This is a genomic window from Streptomyces sp. CNB091 (assembly GCF_000377965.1).
The window spans coordinates 51437-75900 of the sequence record NZ_KB898991.1 but is presented as its reverse complement, the minus strand read 5'-3'; the positions used below and the strand labels follow the sequence as shown (position 1 = coordinate 75900).

The following is a 24464-nucleotide window of genomic DNA, read 5'->3' as shown; positions in this document are numbered from 1 at the left end:
CGGCGAAGCAGGAGCCGGACCAGAGTTCGTTGGCCCGGTAGTGCTGGACGAGATCGGGGAACTCCTTGCAGAGCCTGCGGAGTCGAGTGCCGGTCGACGACTGCCTGATGCAGAGATGTCCGCCCCTTCGCCTTCCATTCGAACGAGTGTTCCCTGTCTCCCTCGCGGGGGTGAACGGCAGTTATGACAGGGGCAGTTGTCGTGTGCCGTGAGTACGTTGATCGGTATGAAGGCGGATGCGGGGCGCAGGTACCGTGCGTACCCCACCGAGGAGCAGGAGTCGGTCCTGACCGGGTGGGGGCGCACCGGGCGTGCTCTGTGGAACGTAGCCCTGGAACAGCGGGTGTACCTGTACCGGCAGCGGGGGTACACGTTGCGCTCCGTCGAGCAGTGCAAGCACCTCACTGCGGCCCGCGCCGATATGGAGTGGATGGGAGACCTGCCCGCGCAGGCCGGGCAGCAGATCCTTCGCCATCTCGACGCCGCGTACGACAACTTCTGGAACCCTGACCACCCGGCGAAGTTCCCGGCACGGAAGAAGCGCGGCCACAGCCTGTCCATCCCGTTCCCCGGACAGGCTGTGGAGGTGCGCAAGCTCAACCGCAAGTGGGCCGAGGTGCGTATTCCGAAGCTGGGGCGGCTCAGGTTCCGGTTGTCCCGTGCCATCGGGGGGACGATCCGTAACGCCACCGTCTCACGGGACGGCAACGGATGGCACATCTCCTTCGGCGTCCACACCGGGACCAGGCCCGCCGCCCCGAACGGCAAGCCCGGCTGTGGTGTGGACTTCGGCGTCTCCGCGTCCGCGTGCATCTCCACCGAGTCCGCACCGCGCCACATGCCGCCGTCGCTGACGGACAGCGAGAAGAAGCGGCTCAAGCACCTGGAACAGAGGATGGCCCGCCAGATCACGTACGCCAAGAAACGCAGCGGAGGGAAGTACGGCCGCCGCCTGCGCAGGACGATCGCGGGCATTGGCAAAATCAGGACCAGGCAGGCCAACCGCCGTCAGGACTTCACGCACAAACAGTCCCGGCCACCGGCCGGAGGCGGATGCGTGAAGCCCCGAAGCCCGCTCACACGAGCTGAAGGGAATCGCCCTCATGCATGAGGGCGAGCATGGTCAATGGAGCTGGGCCGCGCACGAGGCGACCGTCACCCACATCCGGTCCGCGCTGGCCGAGCACGGACTCGTCCAGCCTCCCTGGTGGATGCTCGACCAACTGGACGAGGCGGGCGAGGAGGGCCTGGGCCGGACCGAGCTGGTCACCATGCTCAGCGGCTACCTCGACACCGGGGCGGACGGCATGGAGGAAGCGGTCGAGGGCCTCCTCGAACGGGGGCTGGTCACCGAGGACTCCGGGGCCCGGCTGCGGGCCGCACCCGAGGGGCGGGCGCTGCGCGAGATGGCGTACGCCCGGGTCTCACGGGCGAGCGCGGAGATCCACGAGGGCATCCCGGAGGCGGAGTTCGTCGCCGCGCTGAAGGTGCTGCAGCGGATGATCCAGAACGTCAGGGGAAAGGCCTGGCACCACTGAGGCCCCCGCACCGCTGAGGACCTGGCACCACTGAGGGCGCGCCGGGCTCTCCCCTCTTGTGCGCGTCTACACGCTGCTGAGCGAGAGCTTGGCCGCGAACCCGAGGAACAGGACACCCGCCACCGAAGTGGCCCCCGCCGACAGTCGCTTACGGCGACGGAAGGCGGCGGCCAGGCGGGTGCCGCCGAAGATCAGCACCGAGAGGTACGCGAAGCTGGCGAGCTGGAGCAGCGTGCCGAGCACCAGGAACGACAGCGCCGGGTAGGCATAGCCCGGGTCGACGAACTGGACGAAGAAGGAGATCAGGAACAGGATCGCCTTCGGGTTGATCAGGCTGACCACCAGGGCCCGACGGTAGGGCCTCTCCACAGGAGCCTTCGCTCCGGGGGCCCCAGCCGTCTCGGCCGTGCCAGTCGTGGCGACCGTCTCCACCAGCTCGGCGGTGCGCCGGTACCGCTCGCGCCACAGCGACACGGCCGCCCGCAGCATCCCGATGGCCATCCAGGTCAGATAGGCCGCGCCCGCGTACTTGACGATCGCGAAGAGCAGGGGCGTGGTCTGGAGGAGGGACGCTGCGCCGAGCGCGGAGAGCGTCATCAGGATGGCGTCCCCGGTCCAGACGCCCGCGGCGGCCGAGTAGCCGGTGCGCACGCCGCGACGGGCGGCGACGGAGAGCACGTACAGCGAGTTCGGCCCCGGCAGAAGAACGATCAGCGCCAGACCGGCGAGATAGGTCGGAAGATCGGTGACACCCAGCATGGACGGAGTCTCGCACGTCTGTACGGGGTGTCGTCCAGGGGGTTTCACCAGGCGGTATCGGCGGCCCGGCGGCGCCCGGGAGAGGGGGGCGCCGTGCGCGCCGGACCCGGCCATGATCCGCCGGGCGACCCCTCGGGGGGCTGGACGCGCGGCCGGGGCCCGACAGAGGATTCGGTGACCGGGCCGGACGGGAATCCCGTACAGGAGGCGCCGGGCGGGCGGTGAGCCAGGGGGGACCGAGCATGGCGGACACGAACAGCGGGTGGGACGGCCGGGGAGCGAGCGACCCAAGCGGGTCGCGGTCGTCGGAAGCGATGACCGGACCGGATCCGGAGCCGGGCATGGCCGCCGGGGGGTGTGCGGGCGGAAAACCCCGGGGGCGTCGCGTCGCCGCCGCTTCCCTCGTCGCGCTGGCGGCCCTCGCGACGGGATGCGAGCCGGGGACCGCCGAAGGGGCGCAGGACGTGCCGCCGCCGGTGCGCGCCACGCAGGCGGCCGCGCCGACCCCGAGCCCCTTCCTCACGGCCCCCGCGCCCACGACCGAGGACGCGAAGCCGCGCACCGCACCCAGCCCGTCGGCGTCCACCGCAGCCCCGGCCCCGGCCCCGACGAGGGCCCGGCCGGCCCCGGAGCCGAGCTCCGCACCGCCGCCGCGCGTCCTGATGCGTACGGGGTCCGAGAGCGACCGGGTGCGGGAACTCCAGGCCCGGCTCCGCCAGATCGGCCACTTCGGGCGCAATCCCACCGGCTACTACGGCTCCGTCACCGCCGACTCCGTACGGTCCTTTCAGGCCAAGCGGCGGCTGCCGGTCACCGGAAGCACCGACGCGGTCACCTGGCAGCGGCTGCTGGCCATGACCCGGGTGCCGACGGCCGCGGAGCTGGACCCGCCGACCGAGCGGCCGGTGGCCGCGCCGGACGAACGGTGCCTGAAGGGCCGGGTCCTGTGCATCAGCAAGAAGAGCCGGACCCTGGCGTGGATGAACGACGGCAGGGTCGTCTCCGCGATGGACGTGCGCTTCGGCTCGGAGTACACGCCCACCCGGGAGGGCGTGTTCGAGGTGTTCTGGAAGTCCCGGGATCACGTGTCGACGCTCTACGACACCCCGATGCCGTACGCCCTGTTCTTCAGCGGCGGCCAGGCGGTCCACTACTCCGCCGACTTCGCGGCCAACGGCTACGGCGGCGCCTCGCACGGCTGCGTCAACGTACGGGACAAGAAGAAGGTCGCGGCCCTCTTCGACCAGGTGAAGAACGGCGACAAGGTCGTCGTCTCCTGGTGATCCGGAACAGATGGTCCGCTGCCTGCCGGTGATCCGGCGTAGGCGGGCACGTGGAGGAGGAGAGGGCGCGGGCGGGACCGGGGGAACGTGTCCCGCCCGCGCCGATGCGCTGAGCCGAAGGTACGGGGGGAACCCCGGCTCGTTGCGCGGCCGATGACCAGTCGGCTCACTCTGTACTGCGCCCGGCCTCCGGAAAACGTCACACCCGGCCGCCCCGGCCGCTCGCGAGGCACCTGGAACCGAAGGTCAGCGGGTGGTCCGGGCCAACAGCGAGCGGTCCGGACCAGCAGCGGAAGGTTCTGTCGCCAACGGACGATTCAGGCAATCAGCGCGGCGGCGGTTCGTAAGCAGCGGGGCCGGCGGTTCAGGTAGTCAGGTACTCAGCAGGACGGCGGTTCAGGTCGTCACGGAGCGGTTCAGTCCGTCAACGGGCGAGCACGGAGGCCACGCCGGAGCTCTTCGGGAGCGGCGGGGCCTCGGTGTCCGTCCCGGCGTCCGTCTCCGGGGCCACACCGGAGCGCGGTACGGGGTGGAAGGAGACGGGCGGCAGCGCGCCGCCGTCACCGTCGCCCGGCCTGTTCTGACCGTCGTCGTCACCGTCACCGTCACCGGAACCGCCGGAGCCGCCGTTTCCGCCGCTCCCACCGTTTCCCCCACTCCCGCCGTTTCCGCCGTTTCCGCCACTCCCGCCGTTTCCGCCGCTGCCGCCGCCCTCGTCGAGGAGGCGGTCGCAGAAGCGCTCCAGGTTCTTCTCGCCCTTCGCGAACCGGATCAGCTGCCGTCGGCTCCGGTCGTCCAGGCTGCCGTCACGGAAGGCCTTGCAGGCCTTGACGGACTGCTCGTACCAGTCCCCGGGCTCCGTGTCGTCGCCGGAACCGCCGGGCTTCTCCTCCTGGCCCGCGCCGCCCCCGGCCGTCTCCTCGCGGCCGCCGCCGCCCGGCTTGTCCGGACTGCCCGGGCGGTCCTCGCCGGGCTCCCGGGCGGTGTCGCCGGTTCGCGCGCTGTCGGGATGCTCGGGCCCGTCGGACTCCCGGGCCCCGGGCGAGGAGGGCTCCTCCGACGCGTCGGGCGGGGGCGGGTGCGCCGGGTCAGCCGGGTCGTCCGCGGGCCCGCCGGGGATCAGCGGGCCCGGGGTCACGGCGGCCGACACGGAGGTGGCCGGCGCGGGCGAGCCCTGTCCGCCGAACGTTCCGGCGAACACGCCGGTGCCGGCGGCCACCGCCACCCCGCCGAGCGCACAGCCCGCGAGCGAGGCGACCAGGCCGAAACGGACCGGCCGGCTCCAGCGCGGGCGGCGGGCCGGGGTGTCGGGGGCGGAGCCGATGTGGACGGCGCGCAGCAGACCGGGCCGGCCGGGGACGGCGGCGGAGAGGCCGCCGAGCCGGTCCTCACCGTTGCCGTGGCCGGCCTGCCGGAACGCGGCGAGGACCGCGTCCTCGCCGGGGAGTTCGCCTGCCGGGGGCCGGGACCCGGCGCGGGCCGCGCCGAGTGCTTCGGCGAGCCGGAAAGCGTCGGTGCGGGCCTCGTCGCCGACGGGGACGACCGGTTCGCCGCGGAGCAATCTCTCCGCCGCGTCCTTGTCAAGCCACTCGTAGTGCTCGTCGGCCATCACATGTCCTTCTGCGTCCACGGTCGCGAATGCGTCACACCGGGAGTGATCCCGGCGGGCGCCACCGGACCGCTCCGCCCGGGGCGCTGCGCGGGTACGGCGCCGAGGCCGGCGCCACCGGCCGCACCCTGCCCCGCACCGTCGTCGGCACCCTGCGCCGGGTCCGGGGCGCCGCCCACGGAGGCGCCATCCACGGAGGCGCCGTCCGTCCGGTTCGCCCCGGGGTGCTCCGCGCCGAGGAGTTCGGCCAGTCGTTTGAGGCCCCGGTGGGCTGCGGTGCGTACGGCGCCGGGCCGCTTGCCGAGGGTCTGCGCAGCGCTCTTCGCGTCGAGCCCGACGACCACCCGGAGCACGACGGCCTCGGCCTGGTCCTGCGGCAGCTGGGCGATGAGGGACATGGTGCGGTCCGTGTCCAGCGCCTCGATGGCGTCGCCCGCGGTGTCGGACTCGGCGGCCCGCGCGGTCAGCTCGGTCTCGTCGCCGCCGATCGCGGGGCGGCGGCTGCGCATCCGCAGATGGTCCAGCGAGCGGTTGCGCGCGATCCGGGCGGCCCAGCCCCGGAACCGGTCGGCGTCACCGCTGAACCGGTCGAGGTCGCGCGCTATCTGCAGCCACGCCTCGGACGCCACGTCCTCGGCGTCCGGCTCCCCGACCAGCGTCCGTATGTAGCCCAACAACCGTGGCTGCACCGCGCGGTACACAGCACGGAAGGCGTCCTCGTCCCCGTCCTGTGCCGCGAGCACCGCGGCAGTCAGCTCCGCGTCGTCCCCCAGCACTCCCTCAACCCGCTCTGCCGTCCTCGATCGCAGCTGGTCAACTGCTGCGCAACCCTGCGCGAACCAGCACGCTACGTGCTCGGCGGGGGCCACGTCCATGACTTGTACAACCCGCAACAATTCGTCGGCGGGCTCACGGTGTGACAGAAAACGCAGTCACGGCGCTGAGATGAGTACGGGGTCGTGCTGCGACCCCGTGGAAGACGGCCGGGGCCTCTCCTGTGGGGGGTGGCGGCCCCGGTCGTCGCTCCCACGTGTGGCCCTCTTTGGCCTGGCGCTTCGTAGGCCGCTTACCCCCTCCGTGACCAACGCGCCGGCGATTTTTTCCGGGTGAGCGCGCTATCGGACGCCAGGTACCCCAGCGACCAGCACTTTCCCGCGCTCAGTCGCAGCGTGAGCTCAGAACCGACTCGCACCTTCTCTTCGGCCCTGGGGCCGACCGACTCGACTCGAAGAGGGCGCTCGAAAGCGCGATGCACGCGCCTCCGTTGCCGAGAAGATCGGGAATGATCACCGGAAAGCAGCCACTAGAGTGCCCAGCGTGAACACCGCGCCTCAGCAGACGACCGTCTTCCGCCTGATCGTGACGGGCGGTGGCACCGGCGGTCACACGTACCCCGCGCTCACCGCGATCCGCACCTTGCAGGCACGCCTGGCTGCTTCCGGTCGCACCCTCGACGTCCTGTGGATCGGTACGGCGGAGGGCCTGGAAGCCCGGGTCACCAGCGCGGAGGGCATCCCCTTCACCACCGTCGCCACGGGCAAGGTCCGGCGTCACGCGAACCCGCTGAAGATGGTGTCGCCCGCCAACGTCCGGGACATGGCGCGCGTGCCGCTCGGGGTCGCCCAGGCGCGCAGCGCGGTCTCCGCCTTCCGGCCGGACGTCGTTCTCGCCACGGGCGGCTACGTCGCCGTGCCGGCCGGGCTCGCCGCCAGGATGTGCCGGGTCCCGCTGGTCCTCCACGAGCAGACCGTCCGCCTCGGCCTCGCCAACCGTAAGCTCGCCGGCTCCGCCGCGCGGATCGCCGTTTCCTCGGAGTCGACCCTGCCGCTCCTGCCGGAGAGCGTGCGGTCGGCTGCGGTGGTCACCGGCAACCCCGTACGGCCGGAGGTGTTGACCGGCCACCCGGACAAGGCCGTGACCACCCTCGGCCTCCACAGCTTCGACCGGCGGCTCCCGACGGTGTACGTCACCGGAGGCGCGCAGGGCTCACAGCAGATCAACGACGTGGTCGGCCGCGAACTGCCGTGGCTGCTGGAACGCGCCAACGTTGTGCACCAGTGCGGTCCGGCCCATGCCGCGGCACTGTCCGCCCGCGCTGCAGGAATGCCCGCCGACGTCGCCGCCCGGTACCACCTCACCCCGTTCGTCGGACCGGAGCTGCCGGACGTCCTGGCCTTGGCCGATCTCGTGATCTCGCGCAGCGGTGCGGGCACCCTGGCCGAGCTGACCGCCCTGGGCAAGCCCGCGGTGTTCGTCCCGCTCGCCTCGGCGGCCGGCAACGAGCAGGCGCACAACGCCCGCCACCTGGAGGAGTCCGGGGCAGCGGTCGCCCTCCTCGGCGAGATCACCGGCGGCCACCTGCGCGAGGCGGTCGGCCCGCTCCTCGACGATCCGGAGCGCCGGGCCACGATGGCCGCAGCGGCCAGGGCCCACGGTCGCCCGGACGCTGCGGAAAGGCTCGTGGACGTGATCCTGTCCGCAGCGTCCCGGTAACAGCTTGGCCAGCAGTGGGCTACGTGATCCGTCCACCGGTATGGAGTGCGGTGCCGATTTCAATGAGCACAGCGCACTCATGGAACGCAGCGTCGTCCTGGCCCATCGGGTCGGGCACGTCCCGGCCAGCCAGGTAGAGGCGCAGTTTGTTCTCGTTCTCCGGACCGCAGACGACCTGGAGGGCGGCAAGAACGGAGACGTCCATGGCGAGTACTGTGTCCGCCCACTCCAGCATGTCGAGGCTGATCTGCTGGGCGCGGTGGGCAGTGAGGTCGTAGCCCAGCCGCCGCGCGGCGTTGATCATGGCGGAATGGGCGGGCCGGTCCTGCCACTTGCCGATCAGCCCGGCCGAGCGGACGGCCAGACCTGGTCCGCCGCGTCGAGCGAGAGCGAGCTGGGCGAAGGGGCTGCGACAGTAGTTCCCCAGACACACGGCGAGCAGATTCGCCATCAGGCGCCGCCCGTGGCCTTGAGCGCGTGTCCGAGGGCGGTCACCACTCGGTGGACATCTGCCTCGGTGAGGTGTTGGTGGAAGGGCAAACTCAGGATTTCCCGGCTGACCCGCTCAGTAGCGGCCAGGTCGCGCCTCCAGCGTGCGAAGGCGGGCTGAAGGTGGTTGGGCGGGTAATGAACGCCGACGCCGATGTTCCTGGCCCGTAGGTGAGCGAATACGTGGTCCCGGTGCGGTACGCGGACCTGACACAGGTGCGGCACCGTGTGGTCGAGGTCGACGTCGACGAGCGTGGCAGAGCACAACCCGCACCCCCGTGGGTGTCCTGGATGTCATCCGCCGACCTCGCCGTTGATGCGGGGCGCTGCTGGCTGGACCTGGGAGACCCCCGGCGAGCCACCGCCGCGTTGGAGGAGGGCCTGGGCTTGCTGGTTCCCGAACGGGAGAGGACCCGCGCCATCATGCTTACCTACCGTGCCCACGAAGCGCTCGCCAACCATGACGTAGATGCTGCCGTGGCAGACACTCGAACAGCGCTGGACACCGCTGCGGGAACAGGTGTTTCACGGTGTCTCGACCTGGTGCGCAGCACACTGCGGGAGTCGCTTGAACCGCACAAGGGCGAAACCGCCGTTCGAGACCTGCGCTCGTACGCACACCAGCAGCTGACGTCTGTGCGTGCATGAACAGCCTGCCCGGGCACGGACACGCTGGGCGGATCGCATGAACAACGCGTGACCGACGCATCTGGGCCTTCACCTGATCGCCCCGGGCCAACGCGTCGCACCGTCCCGGATGCGCGTTTACGAGCACCGCGCTTCGACGCTGTCCGTACCGGGCCATCACACGCTGCGGAACCATGTATGCCGGAACGCGGGGTAGCCAGATAGTGACCAAGCGCAGGAAGAGGCTGCCTACGCATTGGCGGTATGGCGGCCCTCCTCGCCAGTAGGCTTGTTGGAACCGCTCGACGAACTTCCGGAGGCCGCATGCTGACACGCATCGAAGTCCACGGGTTCAAGAACCTACTGGACTTGTCTATCGACTTCGGCCCCTTCACCTGCATCGCAGGGGAGAACGGCACCGGCAAGTCGAACGTTTTCGACGCCATCCAGTTCCTCTCCCTCCTCGCCGACCAGTCGATGATGGAGGCGGCCCAGGAGGTTCGAGGCGTACATGGCGAGCGTCAAGGCGACCCGCGTGACCTATTCTGGAAGGGCTTCGAGCCCGGCAACCACCGGATGCGGTTCGCTGCCGAGATGATCGTTCCGTTGCACGTGCAGGACGACTTCGGCCGGGCCGCGAAGGCCACCAGCACCTTCTTGCGGTACGAACTGGAAGTCGGCTATCAGGAGCCCTCCGGACTCGACCGCTTCGGGCGCCTCACGCTCCTCCACGAGACGCTGGCCCACATCACCAAGGGCAAGGCTCCGCAGCACCTTCGCTTCCCTCACAGTGCGAAGCAGTTCCGCGACACCGTCATCCAGGGGCACCGTAGCGGCGCGCCGTTCATCTCGACGACCACCGAAGCCGAAGAGTCGATCGTCAAGATTCACCAGGACGGTGGCAGCCGAGGCCAGCCCAAGCCGGCTGCGGCATCCCGGGCGCCAGCGACAGTCGTCTCCACCATCACCAGCAGCGATGACCCGACCATCCTCTCGGCTCGCCGTGAAATGCAGTCCTGGCGACGGCTTGCCCTGGAACCATCAGCTCTGCGCCGGTCCGACCGATACGTGGACCCGCACGTGATGGGCGCCGACGGCTCTCATCTGCCAGCGACCCTCTTTCGCGTGGCCCACGACACACCCGGAGCGGATCCCAGCCAGGTATACGCCCGGGTTGCGGGACGCCTTTCGGACCTGACCGGTATCCATGTCCGTGATCTTGATGTCGATCAGGACGAGGTTCGGCAACTCCTCACGGTCAACGTGCACGAGGTGGCTGGCATGACGCTGCCTGCGCGCAGCCTCTCCGAAGGCACCCTGCGCTTTCTGGCACTTTGCGTTCTGCTCGAAGACTCGTCCGTACGTGGACTGGTCTGCATGGAAGAACCCGAGAACGGCATCCACCCAGCGAACCTCAACGCCATGGTCGACTTGGTACAGGACCTTGCCGTGGATCCGTCGGAAGAACCCGGCGCAGACAACCCGTTCCGGCAGGTGCTGATCAATACGCATTCACCCGGTGTCGTACAACTCGTCGGCAACGAGGATCTCCTGTTCGCCGACACTGCAATGCACAGAGGCGAGAATGGCACTCTGAACCGCGCCTTGCGCCTGCGTCCACTCGCCGGTACCTGGCGGGCCAATAAAGTGACGAGCGGCAGCTTCGTGACGAAAGCCGACATCCTTCCCTATCTCACCACGCCCGTCGGAGCGCAACTCACGCTGAGCGGGGACGCCGCGTGACCGCTCGTGTCCTGTTCATCGGCGAAGGCAGCAGCGACAACGGCCTCGTCCCACATATCGAGTCGATTGCCGTTCGTAAAGGACTCGACGTCTCGGTCACAGTCCCCGACTTCGGTCTGCTCCGACTGCCGACCGGGCACTCCGTACCAGACAAGCTCCGGGCCGCCCGCGCACTCGGAGGGAGCTACGACTTGGCAGTGGTACAACGGGATGCTGACCGCGGTCCTGCCCAGGACCGCGAAGACGAGATCGAGAAAGCGGTCGACGTCGAGTGGCCCGGCCTTCGGCACGTCGCCGTTGTGCCCGTCCGCATGCTGGAAGCCTGGCTCCTCCTCGACGAAGCGTGCCTGCGTCAAGTCGCCGAGAACCCTCGTGGTCGCGTCGGCCTTGATCTCCCCAAGGGTATGGCGGCGGAGAATATCGCCGACCCGAAACAGCTCCTCAAAGATTCGCTCGCGCGGGCGAGCGAGTACAAGGGGCGCCGCCTCGCCCAGTTCCAGAAGCGCTTCTCGCAGCACCGGCTGCGCATGTTGGAACTCCTGGACCCCGAGGGATCCGTCACCTGCCTTCCATCGTGGCGTGCTTTCGTAGAGGACCTCGACGCTGCATTCGAGGTCCTCAACGAATGACCCACACGAGCACGTTCCGCTATTCGGTTGCTTCACGGTGCCTCGACCTGGTGCGCAGCATCCTGCGGGAGTCACTCGAACCCCACAAGGGCGAAACCGTCGTTCGAGGCCTGCGCTCGTACGCACACCATCGGCTGACGCCCGTGCGTGCGTGAACAGTCTGCCCGGGCGCCGGACGAGCTGGGCGCATCGCATGACCAACGCGTGACCAACAGCGCCCAGGAACAGACAGAAACACCTGGAAACAGGCCGAGGCAGTCGGAAGTCATGAACCCGCGCCTAGACAGCAAACTTGCAGCTCAGAGGGATGCTTCGATTGGGTACGACCAGGGGTGGCGGCCCCGGTCGTCGCTCCAACACGTGGCCCTCTGGCCAGGCACTTTCCACGCCGCCAAAAGCCCTCGTTACCAACGGCGTGACCAACACGCCTGGTGTTCACCCGATGCGCCCCACGACACCAGGCTTGAGAAGGCGTTCGAGCTCGACATGGGGTGCCCTTGTCCGGGCAGCGGACGCTGCCCGGACAGCGTCCGCTAAGCGGTGGGCATGGCGTAGGGGCAGGGGCGTTCCATCGGGTGGCTCGGGGTCGGGAGGCTGTGGGGAACCGGCGGGGGCCGTCGCATACGGCCGGCGCACGGCACCACCTCGTGCGGGCTCGGCCTGCTCCGCCGGCCGGATCAGGACCTGGCCGCCGGCCTCCCGCGCCGGGCCCTCACCGCCCCTGACCACGCAGATTCACGCATACGGGGTACATGACGCTCCCGCGTGCCGGACATACTCCGACCAGAGCCGTTCTGGCCGTCCCCCGCCTCGTTGTTCCGTGTACCGCACGGCCGAGGTCGCCGGGCGGGAAGAAGAGCAGAAGGAGGGCCGGCCGTGGACACGGACGCACGCCAGCAGGGGAAGGACACGCAGGGAGGCGCGGGGCTCCTGGAGATCGCCTCGGGAGGGTCCTTCTCGCGCGCACTGGCCGTGGCGGCCAGGCTGGGGATCGCGGACGTCCTCGACGGCGGCTCCATGACGTCCGTCGACATCGCGGGACGGACCGGCAGTGACCCGGAGGTGATGCTCCGCCTCCTTCAGACCCTGGCCATGCGGGGAGTCTTCGTGCACGACGGGGACGGGCGGTTCCGGCTGGCGGAGAGCCACGCCGCCCTGCGCGGCGACCATCCCCGGTCCCTGCGTCACCACTGCATCCTGCTGGCCGAGACCTACGACGACGCCTTCGCCGGACTGTTCGGCACGGTCACGACCGGGCGCTCCGGGTTCGAGAACGTCTTCGGCCTGCCGCTGTACGCGTACCTCGGCCGGACACCGGAGGCGGAGCAGGTCTTCGACGCCGCGATGGCGGAGCTGGCGCGACCGACGGCCGCGGCGCTCGCCGAGAAGTTCACCTTCTCCGGGCCGGGGCGGCTGATCGACGTCGGCGGCGGGAACGGCACGCTGCTCATGTCGCTCCTGGCCCGCGATCCGGGCCTCGAAGGGACCTGTGTCGACCGGCCGGGCGTCTGCGCCCGGGCGGCGGCCGGCCTGGCGCAGGCCCCGGACCGTTCGCTCGCCGACCGGCTGCGCTTCCAGCCGGCGGACATCTTCGAGGAAGTACCCGAAGGCGGTGGGATCTACCTGCTCAAGAACGTGCTGCACGACTGGTCGCCCGAGCAGGGAACGCGCATCCTCACCGCGGTACGGCGGGCCATGGAACGCACCGCGCACGCCGCCGACCGCACAGGACGTCGGCCCAGGCTGATCGTGCTGGAGCCCCTGCTCGACCAGGAGTCGGACGGTGCCCATGCCCTGTACCAGATGGTGCTCTGCGGAAAGGAGGTCCGCGGGTTCCGGACCGCCGACGACGTCTGGCGGCTGCACAGGGCCGCCGACCTCGAACCGCTCTCCGTCACGCGCCTGTCCGACGGGCACCACGCCTTCGAGAGCCGATGCCCGGAGTGATCTGGCTGCTGATCAAACTGCTGATCGGGCCGTCGTTCCCGGTCTTCGCGCGTGTCGGCGGTCTCGCACGTCGAGCACGGCCGACGGTCTCGCACGTCGAGCACGGCCAGCGGTCTCGCACGTCGAGCACGGCTTCCCCTGCTTCGCCGAGCGCCACCCGGGTCACGCCCCGGGTGACGCTCGGCAATCCGGACCCCACCGTGTCCCGCACGTCCCTCAGCCCCGGGTCAGATCCCTGAGCGCGGTGTTCAGCTCCAGGACGTTCACCCGGGGCTCGCCCATGAAGCCGAGCAGTCGGCCGGTGGTGTGATCGGCGACGAGGTCCTCCACTTTCTTGACGTCGAGGTCGTTCTTCTCGGCGACCCGGTTCACCTGGAGTGCGGCGTACGCGGGGGAGATGTGGGGGTCCAGGCCGGAGCCGGAGGAGGTGACGGCGTCGGCCGGCACGTCCGCGGGCTTCACCTGGTACGTGGGGGTGGAGTTGTCCTCGACCACGGCGGCCTGGGCTTCGGTCACCCACTGGACCAGTTCCTCGTTGTCCCCGGAGCGGTTGGTGGCCCCGGAGAGGATCAGGGAGTACCGCGTGTTGACGCTGTTGCTGCCGAGGCCGTTGGAGGGGCGCGGCTGGAACCACTTCAGGTCCGGGGCGGGCGACTCCTCGCCGTCCTTCAGCGGGAGGTCGTACCGCTGGCCGATGAGGGAGGAGCCGACGACCTGCCCTCTCCTGTCCTTGATCTCGGAACCGTTGGCCTGGTCGCGGAACAGGGCCTGGGCGACGCCGGTGACGGCGAGCGGGTAGAGCACCCCGCACACCAGGGTGAGGACGAGAAGGGCTCGCAGTCCGGCCCCGAGCACGCGCGCGGTGCTGCTGACGGAGTTGTTGGTCATGGCGGATCAGCCGATTCCGGGAAGGAGGGAGAGGAGCAGGTCGATGATCTTGATACCGACGAACGGGGCGACGATGCCGCCGAGTCCGTAGACGCCCAGGTTGCGGCGCAGCATCCGGTCCGCGCTCGCGGGCCGGTAGCGCACGCCCCTGAGGGCGAGCGGCACCAGCGCGACGATCACCAGGGCGTTGAAGATGACCGCGGACAGGATCGCGGACTCGGGCGAGGTGAGCCCCATGACGTTGAGCTTGTCCAGCGACGGGTACGCCACGGCGAACATCGCGGGGATGATCGCGAAGTACTTCGCGACGTCGTTGGCGATGGAGAAGGTGGTCAACGCTCCTCGGGTGATGAGGAGTTGTTTGCCGATCTCGACGATCTCGATGAGTTTGGTGGGGTTGGAGTCGAGGTCCACCATGTTCCCGGCCTCCTTGGCGGCCGAGGTTCCGGTGTTCATCGCCACGCCGACGTCGGCCTGGGCCAGGGCGGGGGCGTCGTTGGTGCCGTCGCCGGTCATCGCGACGAGCTTGCCGCCGGCCTGTTCCCGCTTGATGAGGGCCATCTTGTCCTCGGGCGTCGCCTCGGCCAGGAAGTCGTCGACCCCGGCCTCCTGGGCGATCGCCTTCGCGGTCAGCGGGTTGTCACCCGTGATCATGACCGTACGGATGCCCATGCGCCGCAGCTCGTCGAACCGCTCCCGCATCCCCTCCTTGACCACGTCCTTGAGGTGGACGACCCCGAGGACCCGAGCACCGTCCGCGTCCTCCACCGCCACCAGCAGTGGCGTACCGCCGGCCTGGGAGATCCGGTCGGTGAGCGCCTGCGCGTCCGGGGAGACGCTGCCGTCGCGCTCCTTCACCCAGGCGATGACCGAGCCGGTCGCGCCCTTGCGGACCTTCCGTCCGTCCAGGTCGACGCCCGACATCCGGGTCTGCGCGGTGAACTCCACCCACGCGGCTCCGGTCAGCTCCCCCTGGGTCCGCTCCCGCAGCCCGTACTTCTCCTTGGCGAGCACGACGATCGACCGGCCCTCCGGGGTCTCGTCGGCGAGCGAGGAGAGCTGCGCCGCGTCCGCGAGCGCGCCCTCGGTGACGCCCTCGACCGCGAGGAACTCGGCGGCCTGGCGGTTGCCCAGGGTGATGGTTCCGGTCTTGTCGAGGAGCAGGGTCGACACATCGCCCGCCGCCTCGACCGCGCGCCCCGACATGGCCAGGACGTTGCGCTGCACCAGGCGGTCCATGCCCGCGATGCCGATCGCGGACAGCAGAGCCCCGATCGTGGTGGGGATCAGGCACACCAGCAGGGCGGCGAGCACGATCAGCGAGGTCTGGTCGTCCGCGCCCGCGTAGATCGCGAAGGGCTTCAGGGTGACGACGGCCAGCAGGAAGACGATCGTGAGGGACGCCAGCAGAATGTTCAGGGCGATCTCGTTGGGCGTCTTCTGCCGGGAGGCGCCCTCCACCAGGTTGATCATGCGGTCGATGAAGGTCTCGCCGGGCTTCGTCGTGATCTTGATGACGACGCGGTCGGACAGCACCTTCGTACCGCCGGTGACGGCCGAGCGGTCGCCGCCGGACTCGCGGATGACCGGGGCGGACTCGCCGGTGATCGCGGACTCGTCGACGGAGGCGACGCCTTCCACGACATCGCCGTCACCGGGGATGGTGTCGCCGGCCTCGCAGACCACCAGGTCCCCGATGCGCAGGTCCGTCCCCGCGACCCGCTCCTCGTTGGGGCCGATGACCCGGCGGGCGACGGTGCCGGTCTTGGCCTTGCGCAGGGTGTCGGCCTGGGCCTTGCCCCGTCCTTCGGCGACGGCCTCGGCGAGGTTGGCGAAGACGGTGGTCAGCCAGAGCCAGGCGGTGATCGCCCAGCCGAACCAGTCGGTCGGGTCGGTGAGCGCCAGCACGGTGGTGACCACCGAACCGACCAGCACGACGAACATCACCGGCGACTTGACCATCACGCGCGGGTCGAGCTTGCGCAGCGCGTCGGGGAACGACTTCAGCAGCAGCTGGGGGTCGAACAGCCCGCTGCCGACCCGGTTGGCGGCCCCGTGGCCTTCGGCCGGCGGTATGTCTCCGTGCGGCGCGCGCGTGGGGGTCGGGGTGACGGTGCTCATGAGGCGAGCCCTTCGGCGAGCGGACCCAGCGCCAGGGCCGGGAAGTAGGTGAGTCCGGTGATGATGAGGATCGTGCCGACGAGCAGCCCCGAGTAGAGGGGCTTGTCGGTGCGCAGCGTGCCCGCGGTCTCCGGCACCGGTTTCTGCCCGGCGAGCGAGCCGGCCAGGGCCAGGACGAACACCATCGGCAGGAACCGGCCGAGCAGCATCGCGATGCCGATGGTCGTGTTGAACCACTGGGTGTCGGCGTTGAGCCCGGCGAAGGCGGAGCCGTTGTTGTTGGCGCCGGAGGTGTAGGCGTACAGGATCTCGGAGAAGCCGTGCGCGCCCGAGTTGGTCATCGAGTCGGCGGGGGTCGGCAGGGCCATGGCGACGGCGGTGAAGCCGAGCACGAGGGCCGGGGTGACGAGGATGTAGCAGGCCGCGAGCTTGATCTGGCGGGTGCCGATCTTCTTGCCGAGGTACTCCGGGGTGCGTCCGACCATCAGCCCGGCGATGAACACCGCGATGATCGCCATGATCAGCATGCCGTAGAGGCCGGAGCCGACACCGCCGGGAGCGATCTCGCCGAGCTGCATGCCGAGCATGGTGATGCCGCCGCCGAAGCCGGTGTACGAGGAGTGGAAGGAGTTCACCGCGCCGGTTGAGGTCAGCGTCGTGGCCACCGCGAACATCGACGAGCCGGCGATCCCGAAGCGGGTCTCCTTGCCCTCCATGGCGCCGCCGGCGATCTCGAACGCGGGCCCGCGGTGGGCGAATTCGGTCCACATCATCAGCGCCGTGAAGCCGATCCAGATGACGGCCATCGCGCCGAGGATCGCGTACCCCTGCTTCAGCGATCCGACCATCCGGCCGAAGGTCCGCGTCAGCGCGAACGGGATCAGCAGGATGAGGAAGATCTCGAACAGGTTCGACAGGGGGTTGGGGTTCTCGAAGGGGTGGGCGGAGTTGGCGTTGAAGTAGCCGCCGCCGTTGGTGCCCAGCTCCTTGATGACCTCCTGGGAGGCGACCGCGCCGCCGTTCCACTCCTGCGTGCCGCCCATGAACTGTCCGACCTGGTGGATGCCGGAGAAGTTCTGGATCGCCCCGGCGGCGACCAGGACGATCGCGCCGAGCACCGAGATCGGGACCAGGATGCGGACGGTCCCGCGCACCAGGTCGGCCCAGAAGTTGCCGAGTTCACCCGTACGCGACCGGGCGAAGCCCCGTACGAGTGCCACCGCGACGGCCATGCCGACGGCCGCGGACAGGAAGTTCTGCACCGCGAGGCCGCCGGTCTGCACGACGTGGCCCATGGCCTGTTCGCCGTAGTACGACTGCCAGTTGGTGTTGGCAACGAAGGACGCGGCGGTGTTGAACGCCTGGTCCGGGTCGATCGAGGAGAAGCCGAGCGAACCGGGCAGCGAGCCCTGCGCCCTTTGCATCAGGTACAGGAAGAGAACGCTCACCGCCGAGAAGGCGAGCACTCCGCGCAGATAGGCGGGCCAGCGCATCTCGGCGGCCGGATTGGCGCCGATGGCCTTGTATATCCACTTCTCCGGTCGGTGGTTCTTCTCGGAGGAGTAGACCCTGGCCATGTAATCGCCCAGCGGACGGTAGGCGAGGGCGAGGGCGGCGATCAGGGCTGTGAGCTGGAGCAGACCAGCGACCTGGGAAGTCATATCCTTGGCTCAGAACCTCTCCGGGTAAAGGAGAGCGAGGATGAGATATCCGAGCAGGGACACGGCCACGACGAGGCCGACGACGTTTTCGACGGTCACAGCTTGGTCACCCCCCGGGCGATGAGAGCCACCAGCGCGAATACCGCGATCGTGGTGGCGACGAAGGCCAGATCGGCCATCGCGAGCTCCTGATTGACGTGAGGAAGAAAATCGGCCGTTTGGCCAATACGAGCAAACCGCGTCTTCATCAGGGCGATAAGCCGCCTTGACGGGGTCCATACGAATACCGGGAAACCCTTGACGCCGATCTGACGCGGCCGACCGGGCCGTGCGCACGCGGCCGTATGCCTGCCGTGCCCAAGGGCTGTCGGGACAGCCCTCAGGCGCCGATGTCGCGCAGCCGGAGATCCTCCTGTGTCTCGCGCCGGATCAGCAGGCGTGCCGTGCCTGCGCGCACCGCGACGACCGGCGGCCGGCCGACGAGGTTGTAGGCGGAGGCCATGGAGACCTGGTAGGCCCCTGCCACGGGCACCGCGAGCAGGTCGCCGGAGCGGATGTCGCCGGGCAGGAGGACGTCGCTCGCGAGGACGTCACCGGCCTCGCAGTGCCGGCCCACCACCGTGGCCGCGAGCGGTCCGGCGGTGGCCGCGCGGCCGATCAGGCGCGGCGCGTAGCGGGCCCCGTACAGGGCGGGCCGGGGGTTGTCGCTCATGCCCCCGTCGACGGCCACGAACGTGTTCGGGCCGGTGTGCTTGACGGAGAGGACGCGGTAGAGCGCCACCCCGGCCGGGGCCGCGATCGCCCGCCCTGGTTCGATGGCCAGCCTCGGCACGGGCAGGCCCGACGCCGCACAGCCGGTGGCGAGTTCCGCGCCGAGGCGGCGCGCGAGGGCGGTCAGGTCGAGGGCGGGCTCCCCCGGCCGGTAGGCCACCCCGTGCCCGCCGCCCACGTCGAGCTCCGGGAAGGTGACGCCGTGGCTGTCCTTGACCCGGGCCATCAGTCCGACCATGCGCCGCACGGCCACCAGGTACGGCTTGACGTCGGTGATCTGCGAGCCTATGTGGCAGTGCAGGCCGGTCAGTTCGAGCTGCGGCTGGCCGAGCACACGGGCGATGGCGTGCTGGGCGGACCCGTCGGTGAGGGACAGGCCGAACTTCTGGCCGTCGGTACCGGTACGGATCTTCTCGTGGCCGCCCGCCGACACTCCGGGCACCACCCGCACCATCACCTTCTGCCGCCCCGCGGGGCCGGTCAGCGCGGCGATCCGGGCGATCTCCGACGGGCTGTCGACGACGATCCGCCCGACCCCGAGCCGTAGCGCCGTCTCGATGTCGCACGGTGTCTTCGCGTTGCCGTGCAGCACCATCCGCTCCGGCGGGAACCCCGCGGCGTGGGCGAGTTCGAGTTCGCCGACGGAACAGACGTCCAGCCCCAGGCCCTCCTCGTCGATCCACCGCGCCATCGCCCGGGACAGGAACGCCTTGGCCGCGTACAGCACCTGGGCGTCGGGGAAGGCGGCCCGGTAGGTCCGGCAGCGTGAACGCACCTCGTCCTCGTCCAGGACGTACGCGGGAGTGCCGAACCGGTCGGCGAGGCCGGCGAGCGAGACCCCGCCGACGCTCAGGTCGCCGCCCGGGAGCCGGGCGGTGGAGGCGGGCCAGACGGACAGGTCGTCCAGTCCTGCCGGGGGCTCGGTGAGAACGGGAGCGGACATGGCGGCGTCTCCTCGGGAGGCGTGGGACGGGGCGCGGGTCACCGGGCGCGCGCGGGCTCTTCGGCCGCGCGCACCGGCACCGCGGTGACGGCCGGGGCCGAGAGGACCGGGTCGACGACGAGCCGGTCGACACCGAGGGGCTCCGTGAGGGAGCGCAGGGCCGGTTCGGCGAGCCTGATCGCGGCCTGGCCGGCGCCGAGGGCCGCGGTCAGCAGGCCGAGGCCGGTGAAGCCGACGGCGGTGCGCTCGCCCAGCGGCGTACGGAACATCCGCAGCGCGGGGCCGGCGGCTTCCGGCCGGACGGGCACGTACAGCAGCACGGCCCGGGCCTGTTCGTCGGGGTCGGAGTCGTCGTCGTACGAGAAGAGGCACATGAGGTTTCCTCCGGGTGGAGCCACGATCGGCCGTCGTCCGGCCGCACGACGTCGAAGCTATGCCCGCCCCGGCGCGGGAAGCCCTCCCGCCTTACGCGATGTTGACGGGCATCGCCCGGTTCTTACGCATCGCTGACGCTCACCTCCCCCGGACCGCCCTTCAATGGAATTCCGGAACGGGACGAGGCGGGAGGCCGGACGGTGCGGCAGAGAATCGTGGTCGGCGTGAGCGGCTCCCCGGGGAGCCTGGCAGCCCTGCACCAAGCCGCCGCCGAGGCGCGGGAACGCCATGCGGATCTGTACGCCGTGCTGGCCTGGCAACTGCCCGGCGGAGGTCTGGGCGGCCGTGCCACCTATGGCACCGCCGCGCTCCGGGAGCACCGGGAAGCCGCTGTCGAGGAGCTGCGCACCCTTCTTGACGGTGCGTTCGCCGTGCGGAGGCCGGGTGTCGCACTGTCCGGGCTCGCCGTGCGCGGCGAGCCGGGACCGGTTCTCGTCGAGGCGGCCGGGTCGGCCGACGGCCTCCTGGTCGTGGGTGCGGGCTCACGCGGCAGATGGCTGCCCGCCCTGCGCCCGTCGGTGGCGCGTTACTGCCTGGCGCACGCGGCCTGCCCCGTTCTCGCGGTGCCCCCGAACCCGCTCGAAGCCGAGCTCGCCGCCGTACGGGGCGACAACTGGACCCTGCCGCCCGGGCGGTAGGGGACGCCGGGGTGGTGGGAACGCCCCGGCCCTGAGGAACAGCCGGGCCTCGCTGTCAGGCCTCGCCGTCAGCCCCGGCCGCGGGCCCGGCGTGACATCACCGCGCGCAGGACCCGGCGGCCCTCCGTGGACAGGTCCAGCGCCTTGCGGAGTCCGGCGCCGCTGCCGGCCGTGCCGGTGGTCTCCGCCAGGATCTCCAGGATGCGGACCTGCCGTTCCAGCTCCCCGGCGACCAGGGGCCCCACGGCGGCCGGTTCACCGCCGCGGGCCGCCTCGATCAGCCGCTCCTCGTCCGGCGGCGTCTCCCCGTCCGGGGCGTCGAGCCGCCCGTGGATCCGCAGGGCGACCAGCGAACAGGCGTCCGCCCACCCCCGCAGCGGTACGGCGTCGAAGTCGGAGGGGGCGGCGCCGAGCATGGTCCGCACGAGCGCGGCCGGGCCGTCGGTGACGGGCTCGTGCTCCATCCCCGTCCGCACCGCCGCGAGCCGGACGGCCCAATCCTGTCCGTTCTCGCAGCTCGCCCAGAGCGGGCGCAGCGGCTCCGCCCCGGGCTCCGCGAGCAGCGGCAGGCACCGGTCCAGGCAGGCCAGCGCCCCGGCGGCCAGCGCGCGCTCGTCGGCTCGTTCGATCAGTTCCAGCAGACTCATCGACGTCTCCCTCGGTCTACCGGATACTGCGCCGAATGGCCGAAAATCGTCACTATGGGGCGGCGGGCTCCGGGGCGGTCACGGCCTGTCGGATGCCGGCCCGCTCCCCCCTGCATCCGGGTCACCGCACGCACGAAGAGGACGGCGAGCACCGCGGCCACGAGGTCCAGCGCGTCGGCGGCCGCGACGAGGGCCGCCGCGTCGGCGACCTGCTCCGGCTTCTGGGCCCGGTTCCACTGGCTCACGGCGATCCGGGAGGCGAGGACGGAGACGATCCAGCCGCCCCGCCACAGGTTCAGCACCGTTCTGGGCACCGTGCGCCACCCCAGGAGCGCGCGGTCGGCGGACCGTAGCCCGTGGGACAGCGACGCTGTCCCACGGGCTACGGTCCGCCGCCGGGGAACGCCCCCGGCCTCACCCCGCGCTGCCGGTCCGTTCCGCCAGGTCCTGGAACCGCGCCCAGCTCAGCGCCGGTTTCCGCGGATCCCACAGCTTCTGCGAGGTCGCCACCAGCGGCATCCTGATGCCGTCCGCCACCTGCTGGGTGGTCTGGGCGTTCGCCAGGTCGCCCCAGACGGCGAACCGGCCGCCGAGGATCTGCTGCGAGTAGCGCTCCGCCACGGGCTCGGTGCCGCGCATGACCAGCGGGGTCCACTGCTCGTAGATCCGCTCGCCGGTCGGGTAGACGAACTCGTTGGGCTCGCCGAGCACGTAGTAGAGGAACTCGTCGTTGAGGTTCAGCATCTTGTAGCCCGCGGCGAGGTACTCCAGCGGCGGGCGGGCGCCGATCTCCTTGCCGGTCCAGTACTCGATCTCGATGTTCTCGTCGGCCTTGACCTTCGTGTCCCGGAAGAGCCCGTCGTTCCAGGCCTTGGCGGTCCGGCCCTTCGGGACGACGACGGCCGCGCGGTCGTTCAGCCAGCCGGTGGCCAGGTCCTCGATCGAGGCTCCGGCGCCGTGCTTCTCCTCCGCCGCGCGCTGGAGCTGCGGATAGGAGGCGGCCGGGTTCTGGACGGTCAGCGCCTGGTACTCGTCCGCGCCCAGGTGCCAGAAGCGCCCCGGGAACAGCTCGGTGTACTCGTCGAGGAGTTCGTCGATCAGCTTGGCCGCGCCCGGCTTCGAGATGTCGATGGAGCCCTTCGACTCCACGCCCGCGGTGTTGCGCAGCTGGAGGTCGGGGTGGGCGGCCAGCACCGCGCCGAGGTGTCCGGGCGAGTCGATCTCGGGGACGACCTCGATGTGCCGGCTGTTGGCGAGGGCGACGATCCGGCGGACCTCGTCCTGGGTGAGGGCCTCGTCGGAGACCACCTCGGGGTGCGACTTCGACTCGATCCGGAAGGCCTGGTCGTCGGAGAAGTGCAGGCCGAGCTGGTTGAGCTTGAGGTCGCCCATCTCCCGTATGCGGTCCTCTATCCACTCCGCGCTGTAGTGCTTGCGCGCGATGTCGAGGTTGAGTCCGCGCTGTGGCCGGTCCGGCCGGTCGTTGACGACGCCCTCGGGGAGCGTGCCGTCCGCCTTGACCGACTGCTTCAGGGTGCGGGTGCCGTAGAAGACGCCCGACTCGTCGGGTCCGGTGATCTTCACCTTCCCGTCGCGCACGGTGAGCGTGTACGACTCGGTGGGGCCCGCGTCCTTGTCGCCGAGCGCCAGCTCGACGTCTCCCGTCCGCGCCGGCTCGGCGCCCCGGTAGCGGATCTTCAGCTCCTTGGCGAGCAGCTCCGCCTCGTCGGCGAGCACCTGGCTGCCCTTGGCGATGACGACGGTGCTGTCCTTGCCCGGCTGCCAGCCGGGCCCCCGGGCCGGGGTGTGCTCGCGCACCGCGGGGATCGTGCTCGGTGTGCTGGACATCGGGTAGCTGCGGGAGGGCGACGGGGCGACGGCCTCGGCGGAGGTGCCGGAGGGCGACGCGGTGTCGCCGGACGATCCGTTGCCGGACCCCTCCGGCCAGACGACGACGGTGAGGGCGACGGCGGCCGCGGCCGTGACAGCCGCGCCGGTGACGAGGGCACCACGCGTGGGCGACATCGGGCAGATTCCTCCGTTGAGGGGGCAGGAGCGGGTGAAACGAGTGAAGAGACGATGAAACGAGTGAATAGGGTGCAAGGTTGGCATTTCTGCCGGGGTCTCGCCCATCGAGGGCTCCGGGGGATCGAACAGAGCCCCGGTCGACGCAGGTCAGACACCTGTCACACGTTCCGAAACTCTCCCGTTCGGGTGATTTCCGCGCGGCCCGCCCGACGTCCGCCGATGGATCTCGCTAGCGTTGCGGCACATTCGTCTCTCCCTTCACTCCCGCCCCCGCGGAACTCACCCCCACGTCGGGCAACCTCGGTACGTCCTGATCTGTCTTCCAGGGACAGAAGGTTCCTTTCGGGGCCACGGAGTCATAGCTGTCGTTGATACGAGGAGTCCACGCTGTCCCGGTCCAGCGAGCCCCCCGCCGGCCTGCCGAAGCGATCCGCGCCCCCGGCCGGCCGTCCGGCCGTGCCCGCACAGCCGCGCCATCCGCTCCCGGCCGACGGCCCGGGAGGCCTGGGAGTTCCGAAAGGCCAGGAAGGCCAGGAAGGCCTTGGGGGTCCGGGAGGCCCGGGAGGCCCGGGAGCGCCGCCCACCGTCGCACCGCCGGTTGATCACGCCCTCGGCCTGGCCCATTTCAACAACCTTCCCTTCGCCGCCGCCGAAGCGGCCTTCCTGGAGTGCTGCGGCAGTCTCCGCTGGGCCCACCGGATGGCCGCCCACCGCCCCTACCCGGATCTCGGCGCTCTACTGGCCGCGTCCGACGAGGCGGGCTACGACCTCGCGCCCCGGGACATCGCGGAGGCCCTGGCCTCGGAGCCGGCCCCCTGCCTGCACGACGACGCTCCCCGCGCCGCCCACCTGGCGCTGCGGGCCGCGCACGCGGCGTACGAGAGCCGGTTCGGCCACGCCTTCGTGATCTGCCTGGACGCCTGCCGGCCCTCCCAGCACGTGGACCAGGTGCTGGCCGGGATCCGGGTCCGGCTGGCGCACGACCCGGACGAGGAGCGGTCCGTGACCGCCGAGGAGCTGCGGCGACTCGCCCGGAGCCGGATCGTCGAGCTGCTGGCGGCGGACCCGCGGCGGTAGGGGGTGCCGGAGGCGCGGCGGTAAGGGGCGCTCTAGCCCGTACGTGCCTGTTTGATTGCCACTTTGATCACACGGGAGGCCCCGGCGCGAACGAACCGACAATGCGTCGCTACGATGGCCGGGGCCGGTGGACCGTAC

General features: G+C 70.6%; 25 protein-coding genes. 10 read left to right on the top strand and 15 right to left on the bottom strand.

What is annotated here, in order from left to right:
• Window positions 1–226: 226 nt before the first annotated feature.
• Both D581_RS0104290 and D581_RS0104285 read left to right on the top strand, forming a co-directional pair.
• Window positions 227–1111, top strand: a complete 885-nt coding sequence (locus tag D581_RS0104290; RefSeq protein ID WP_018955999.1) for an RNA-guided endonuclease InsQ/TnpB family protein — start codon at window positions 227–229, stop codon at window positions 1109–1111.
• Window positions 1104–1538 (top strand): winged helix DNA-binding protein, encoded by a 435-nt coding sequence (locus D581_RS0104285; RefSeq protein WP_018955998.1) that lies wholly within the window; start codon window positions 1104–1106, stop codon window positions 1536–1538. The genes D581_RS0104290 and D581_RS0104285 overlap by 8 nt, the downstream gene beginning before the upstream one ends.
• Before the next feature lie 66 nt (window positions 1539–1604).
• Here D581_RS0104285 and leuE read toward each other — a convergent pair whose 3' ends face one another.
• On the bottom strand, window positions 1605–2297 hold the full coding sequence (leuE, locus tag D581_RS0104280) for a leucine efflux protein LeuE (protein ID WP_018955997.1): 693 nt from the start codon (window positions 2295–2297) through the stop codon (window positions 1605–1607).
• A 314-nt stretch (window positions 2298–2611) separates the two neighbouring features.
• Here leuE and D581_RS0104275 point away from each other — a divergent pair, with 314 nt between their 5' ends.
• Entirely contained in the window at window positions 2612–3580 is a 969-nt protein-coding gene (locus D581_RS0104275; RefSeq protein WP_018955996.1) for a L,D-transpeptidase family protein, read from the top strand.
• Window positions 3581–4004: 424 nt separating this feature from the next.
• Here the strand turns inward: D581_RS0104275 and D581_RS0104270 are convergent, their stop codons facing one another.
• Window positions 4005–5189, bottom strand: a complete 1185-nt coding sequence (locus D581_RS0104270; protein ID WP_018955995.1) for a hypothetical protein — start codon at window positions 5187–5189, stop codon at window positions 4005–4007.
• Window positions 5189–5965 (bottom strand): RNA polymerase sigma factor, encoded by a 777-nt coding sequence (locus D581_RS0104265; RefSeq protein ID WP_018955994.1) that lies wholly within the window; start codon window positions 5963–5965, stop codon window positions 5189–5191. Before D581_RS0104265 ends, D581_RS0104270 begins: the two co-directional genes overlap by 1 nt.
• A 541-nt stretch (window positions 5966–6506) precedes the next feature.
• Here D581_RS0104265 and D581_RS0104260 point away from each other — a divergent pair.
• Window positions 6507–7682, top strand: a complete 1176-nt coding sequence (locus D581_RS0104260) for a UDP-N-acetylglucosamine--N-acetylmuramyl-(pentapeptide) pyrophosphoryl-undecaprenol N-acetylglucosamine transferase (protein ID WP_018955993.1) — start codon at window positions 6507–6509, stop codon at window positions 7680–7682.
• A gap of 19 nt (window positions 7683–7701) precedes the next feature.
• On the opposite strand, the gene D581_RS0104255 is transcribed toward D581_RS0104260, so the two are convergent.
• Both D581_RS0104255 and D581_RS0104250 read right to left on the bottom strand, forming a co-directional pair.
• Window positions 7702–8133, bottom strand: coding sequence for an arsenate reductase/protein-tyrosine-phosphatase family protein (locus tag D581_RS0104255; protein WP_032752529.1), 432 nt, complete (start codon window positions 8131–8133; stop codon window positions 7702–7704).
• Window positions 8133–8396, bottom strand: a complete 264-nt coding sequence (locus tag D581_RS0104250) for a DegT/DnrJ/EryC1/StrS family aminotransferase (RefSeq protein ID WP_469222241.1) — start codon at window positions 8394–8396, stop codon at window positions 8133–8135. The genes D581_RS0104255 and D581_RS0104250 overlap by 1 nt, the downstream gene beginning before the upstream one ends.
• A 66-nt stretch (window positions 8397–8462) precedes the next feature.
• Between D581_RS0104250 and D581_RS1000000141925 the strand changes: the two genes are divergently transcribed.
• The 4 genes from D581_RS1000000141925 to D581_RS01000000136850 all read left to right on the top strand — a co-directional run bounded on the left by D581_RS1000000141925 (window position 8463) and on the right by D581_RS01000000136850 (window position 13117).
• Window positions 8463–8819, top strand: coding sequence for an NsdA family TPR-like regulatory protein (locus D581_RS1000000141925; RefSeq protein WP_486585793.1), 357 nt, complete (start codon window positions 8463–8465; stop codon window positions 8817–8819).
• A 303-nt stretch (window positions 8820–9122) separates the two neighbouring features.
• Entirely contained in the window at window positions 9123–10541 is a 1419-nt protein-coding gene (locus tag D581_RS0104245; protein ID WP_018955990.1) for an AAA family ATPase, read from the top strand.
• Window positions 10538–11170 (top strand): DUF4276 family protein, encoded by a 633-nt coding sequence (locus D581_RS0104240; RefSeq protein ID WP_018955989.1) that lies wholly within the window; start codon window positions 10538–10540, stop codon window positions 11168–11170. The genes D581_RS0104245 and D581_RS0104240 overlap by 4 nt, the downstream gene beginning before the upstream one ends.
• An 876-nt stretch (window positions 11171–12046) precedes the next feature.
• Window positions 12047–13117 carry a methyltransferase gene (locus D581_RS01000000136850; RefSeq protein ID WP_018955988.1) on the top strand — a complete coding sequence of 357 codons (1071 nt, stop codon included), beginning with the start codon at window positions 12047–12049 and terminating at the stop codon, window positions 13115–13117.
• Window positions 13118–13333: 216 nt separating this feature from the next.
• Here the strand turns inward: D581_RS01000000136850 and D581_RS0104230 are convergent, their stop codons facing one another.
• The 7 genes from D581_RS0104230 to D581_RS0104200 form a co-directional block, all read right to left on the bottom strand.
• The gene (locus tag D581_RS0104230) at window positions 13334–14005 is read right to left on the bottom strand and encodes a potassium-transporting ATPase subunit C (RefSeq protein ID WP_018955987.1); all 672 of its coding nucleotides are present in this window, start codon (window positions 14003–14005) and stop codon (window positions 13334–13336) included.
• Between the two features lie 6 nt (window positions 14006–14011).
• Window positions 14012–16126: a potassium-transporting ATPase subunit KdpB gene (kdpB, locus tag D581_RS0104225; protein ID WP_018955986.1), complete on the bottom strand. Its 2115-nt coding sequence runs from the start codon at window positions 16124–16126 to the stop codon at window positions 14012–14014.
• Window positions 16123–17787 carry a potassium-transporting ATPase subunit KdpA gene (gene kdpA, locus D581_RS0104220; protein WP_018955985.1) on the bottom strand — a complete coding sequence of 555 codons (1665 nt, stop codon included), beginning with the start codon at window positions 17785–17787 and terminating at the stop codon, window positions 16123–16125. Before kdpA ends, kdpB begins: the two co-directional genes overlap by 4 nt.
• A 9-nt stretch (window positions 17788–17796) precedes the next feature.
• Window positions 17797–17886: a K(+)-transporting ATPase subunit F gene (gene kdpF / locus D581_RS1000000139110; RefSeq protein WP_018955984.1), complete on the bottom strand. Its 90-nt coding sequence runs from the start codon at window positions 17884–17886 to the stop codon at window positions 17797–17799.
• The gene (locus D581_RS1000000141560; RefSeq protein ID WP_199787770.1) at window positions 17883–18035 is read right to left on the bottom strand and encodes a hypothetical protein; all 153 of its coding nucleotides are present in this window, start codon (window positions 18033–18035) and stop codon (window positions 17883–17885) included. Before D581_RS1000000141560 ends, kdpF begins: the two co-directional genes overlap by 4 nt.
• Before the next feature lie 131 nt (window positions 18036–18166).
• Window positions 18167–19501: a diaminopimelate decarboxylase gene (gene lysA, locus D581_RS0104205; RefSeq protein WP_018955982.1), complete on the bottom strand. Its 1335-nt coding sequence runs from the start codon at window positions 19499–19501 to the stop codon at window positions 18167–18169.
• 38 nt (window positions 19502–19539) lie between these two features.
• The gene (locus D581_RS0104200; RefSeq protein WP_018955981.1) at window positions 19540–19875 is read right to left on the bottom strand and encodes an SAV_915 family protein; all 336 of its coding nucleotides are present in this window, start codon (window positions 19873–19875) and stop codon (window positions 19540–19542) included.
• Between the two features lie 201 nt (window positions 19876–20076).
• On the opposite strand from D581_RS0104200, the gene D581_RS0104195 reads away from it, so the two are divergent.
• Window positions 20077–20574 (top strand): universal stress protein, encoded by a 498-nt coding sequence (locus D581_RS0104195; RefSeq protein ID WP_018955980.1) that lies wholly within the window; start codon window positions 20077–20079, stop codon window positions 20572–20574.
• A 68-nt stretch (window positions 20575–20642) separates the two neighbouring features.
• Here D581_RS0104195 and D581_RS0104190 read toward each other — a convergent pair whose 3' ends face one another.
• From D581_RS0104190 to D581_RS0104180, 3 genes are all read right to left on the bottom strand, one after another.
• The gene (locus D581_RS0104190; RefSeq protein WP_018955979.1) at window positions 20643–21221 is read right to left on the bottom strand and encodes a hypothetical protein; all 579 of its coding nucleotides are present in this window, start codon (window positions 21219–21221) and stop codon (window positions 20643–20645) included.
• A complete protein-coding gene (locus D581_RS1000000138915; protein WP_486585792.1) occupies window positions 21218–21535 on the bottom strand; it encodes a DUF4328 domain-containing protein in 318 nt (105 codons plus the stop codon). The genes D581_RS0104190 and D581_RS1000000138915 overlap by 4 nt, the downstream gene beginning before the upstream one ends.
• Before the next feature lie 100 nt (window positions 21536–21635).
• Window positions 21636–23246, bottom strand: coding sequence for a family 20 glycosylhydrolase (locus tag D581_RS0104180; RefSeq protein ID WP_018955977.1), 1611 nt, complete (start codon window positions 23244–23246; stop codon window positions 21636–21638).
• Window positions 23247–23705: 459 nt separating this feature from the next.
• Here D581_RS0104180 and D581_RS01000000136835 point away from each other — a divergent pair, with 459 nt between their 5' ends.
• The gene (locus D581_RS01000000136835) at window positions 23706–24326 is read left to right on the top strand and encodes a 2-oxo-4-hydroxy-4-carboxy-5-ureidoimidazoline decarboxylase (RefSeq protein ID WP_032752528.1); all 621 of its coding nucleotides are present in this window, start codon (window positions 23706–23708) and stop codon (window positions 24324–24326) included.
• Window positions 24327–24464: the final 138 nt, after the last annotated feature.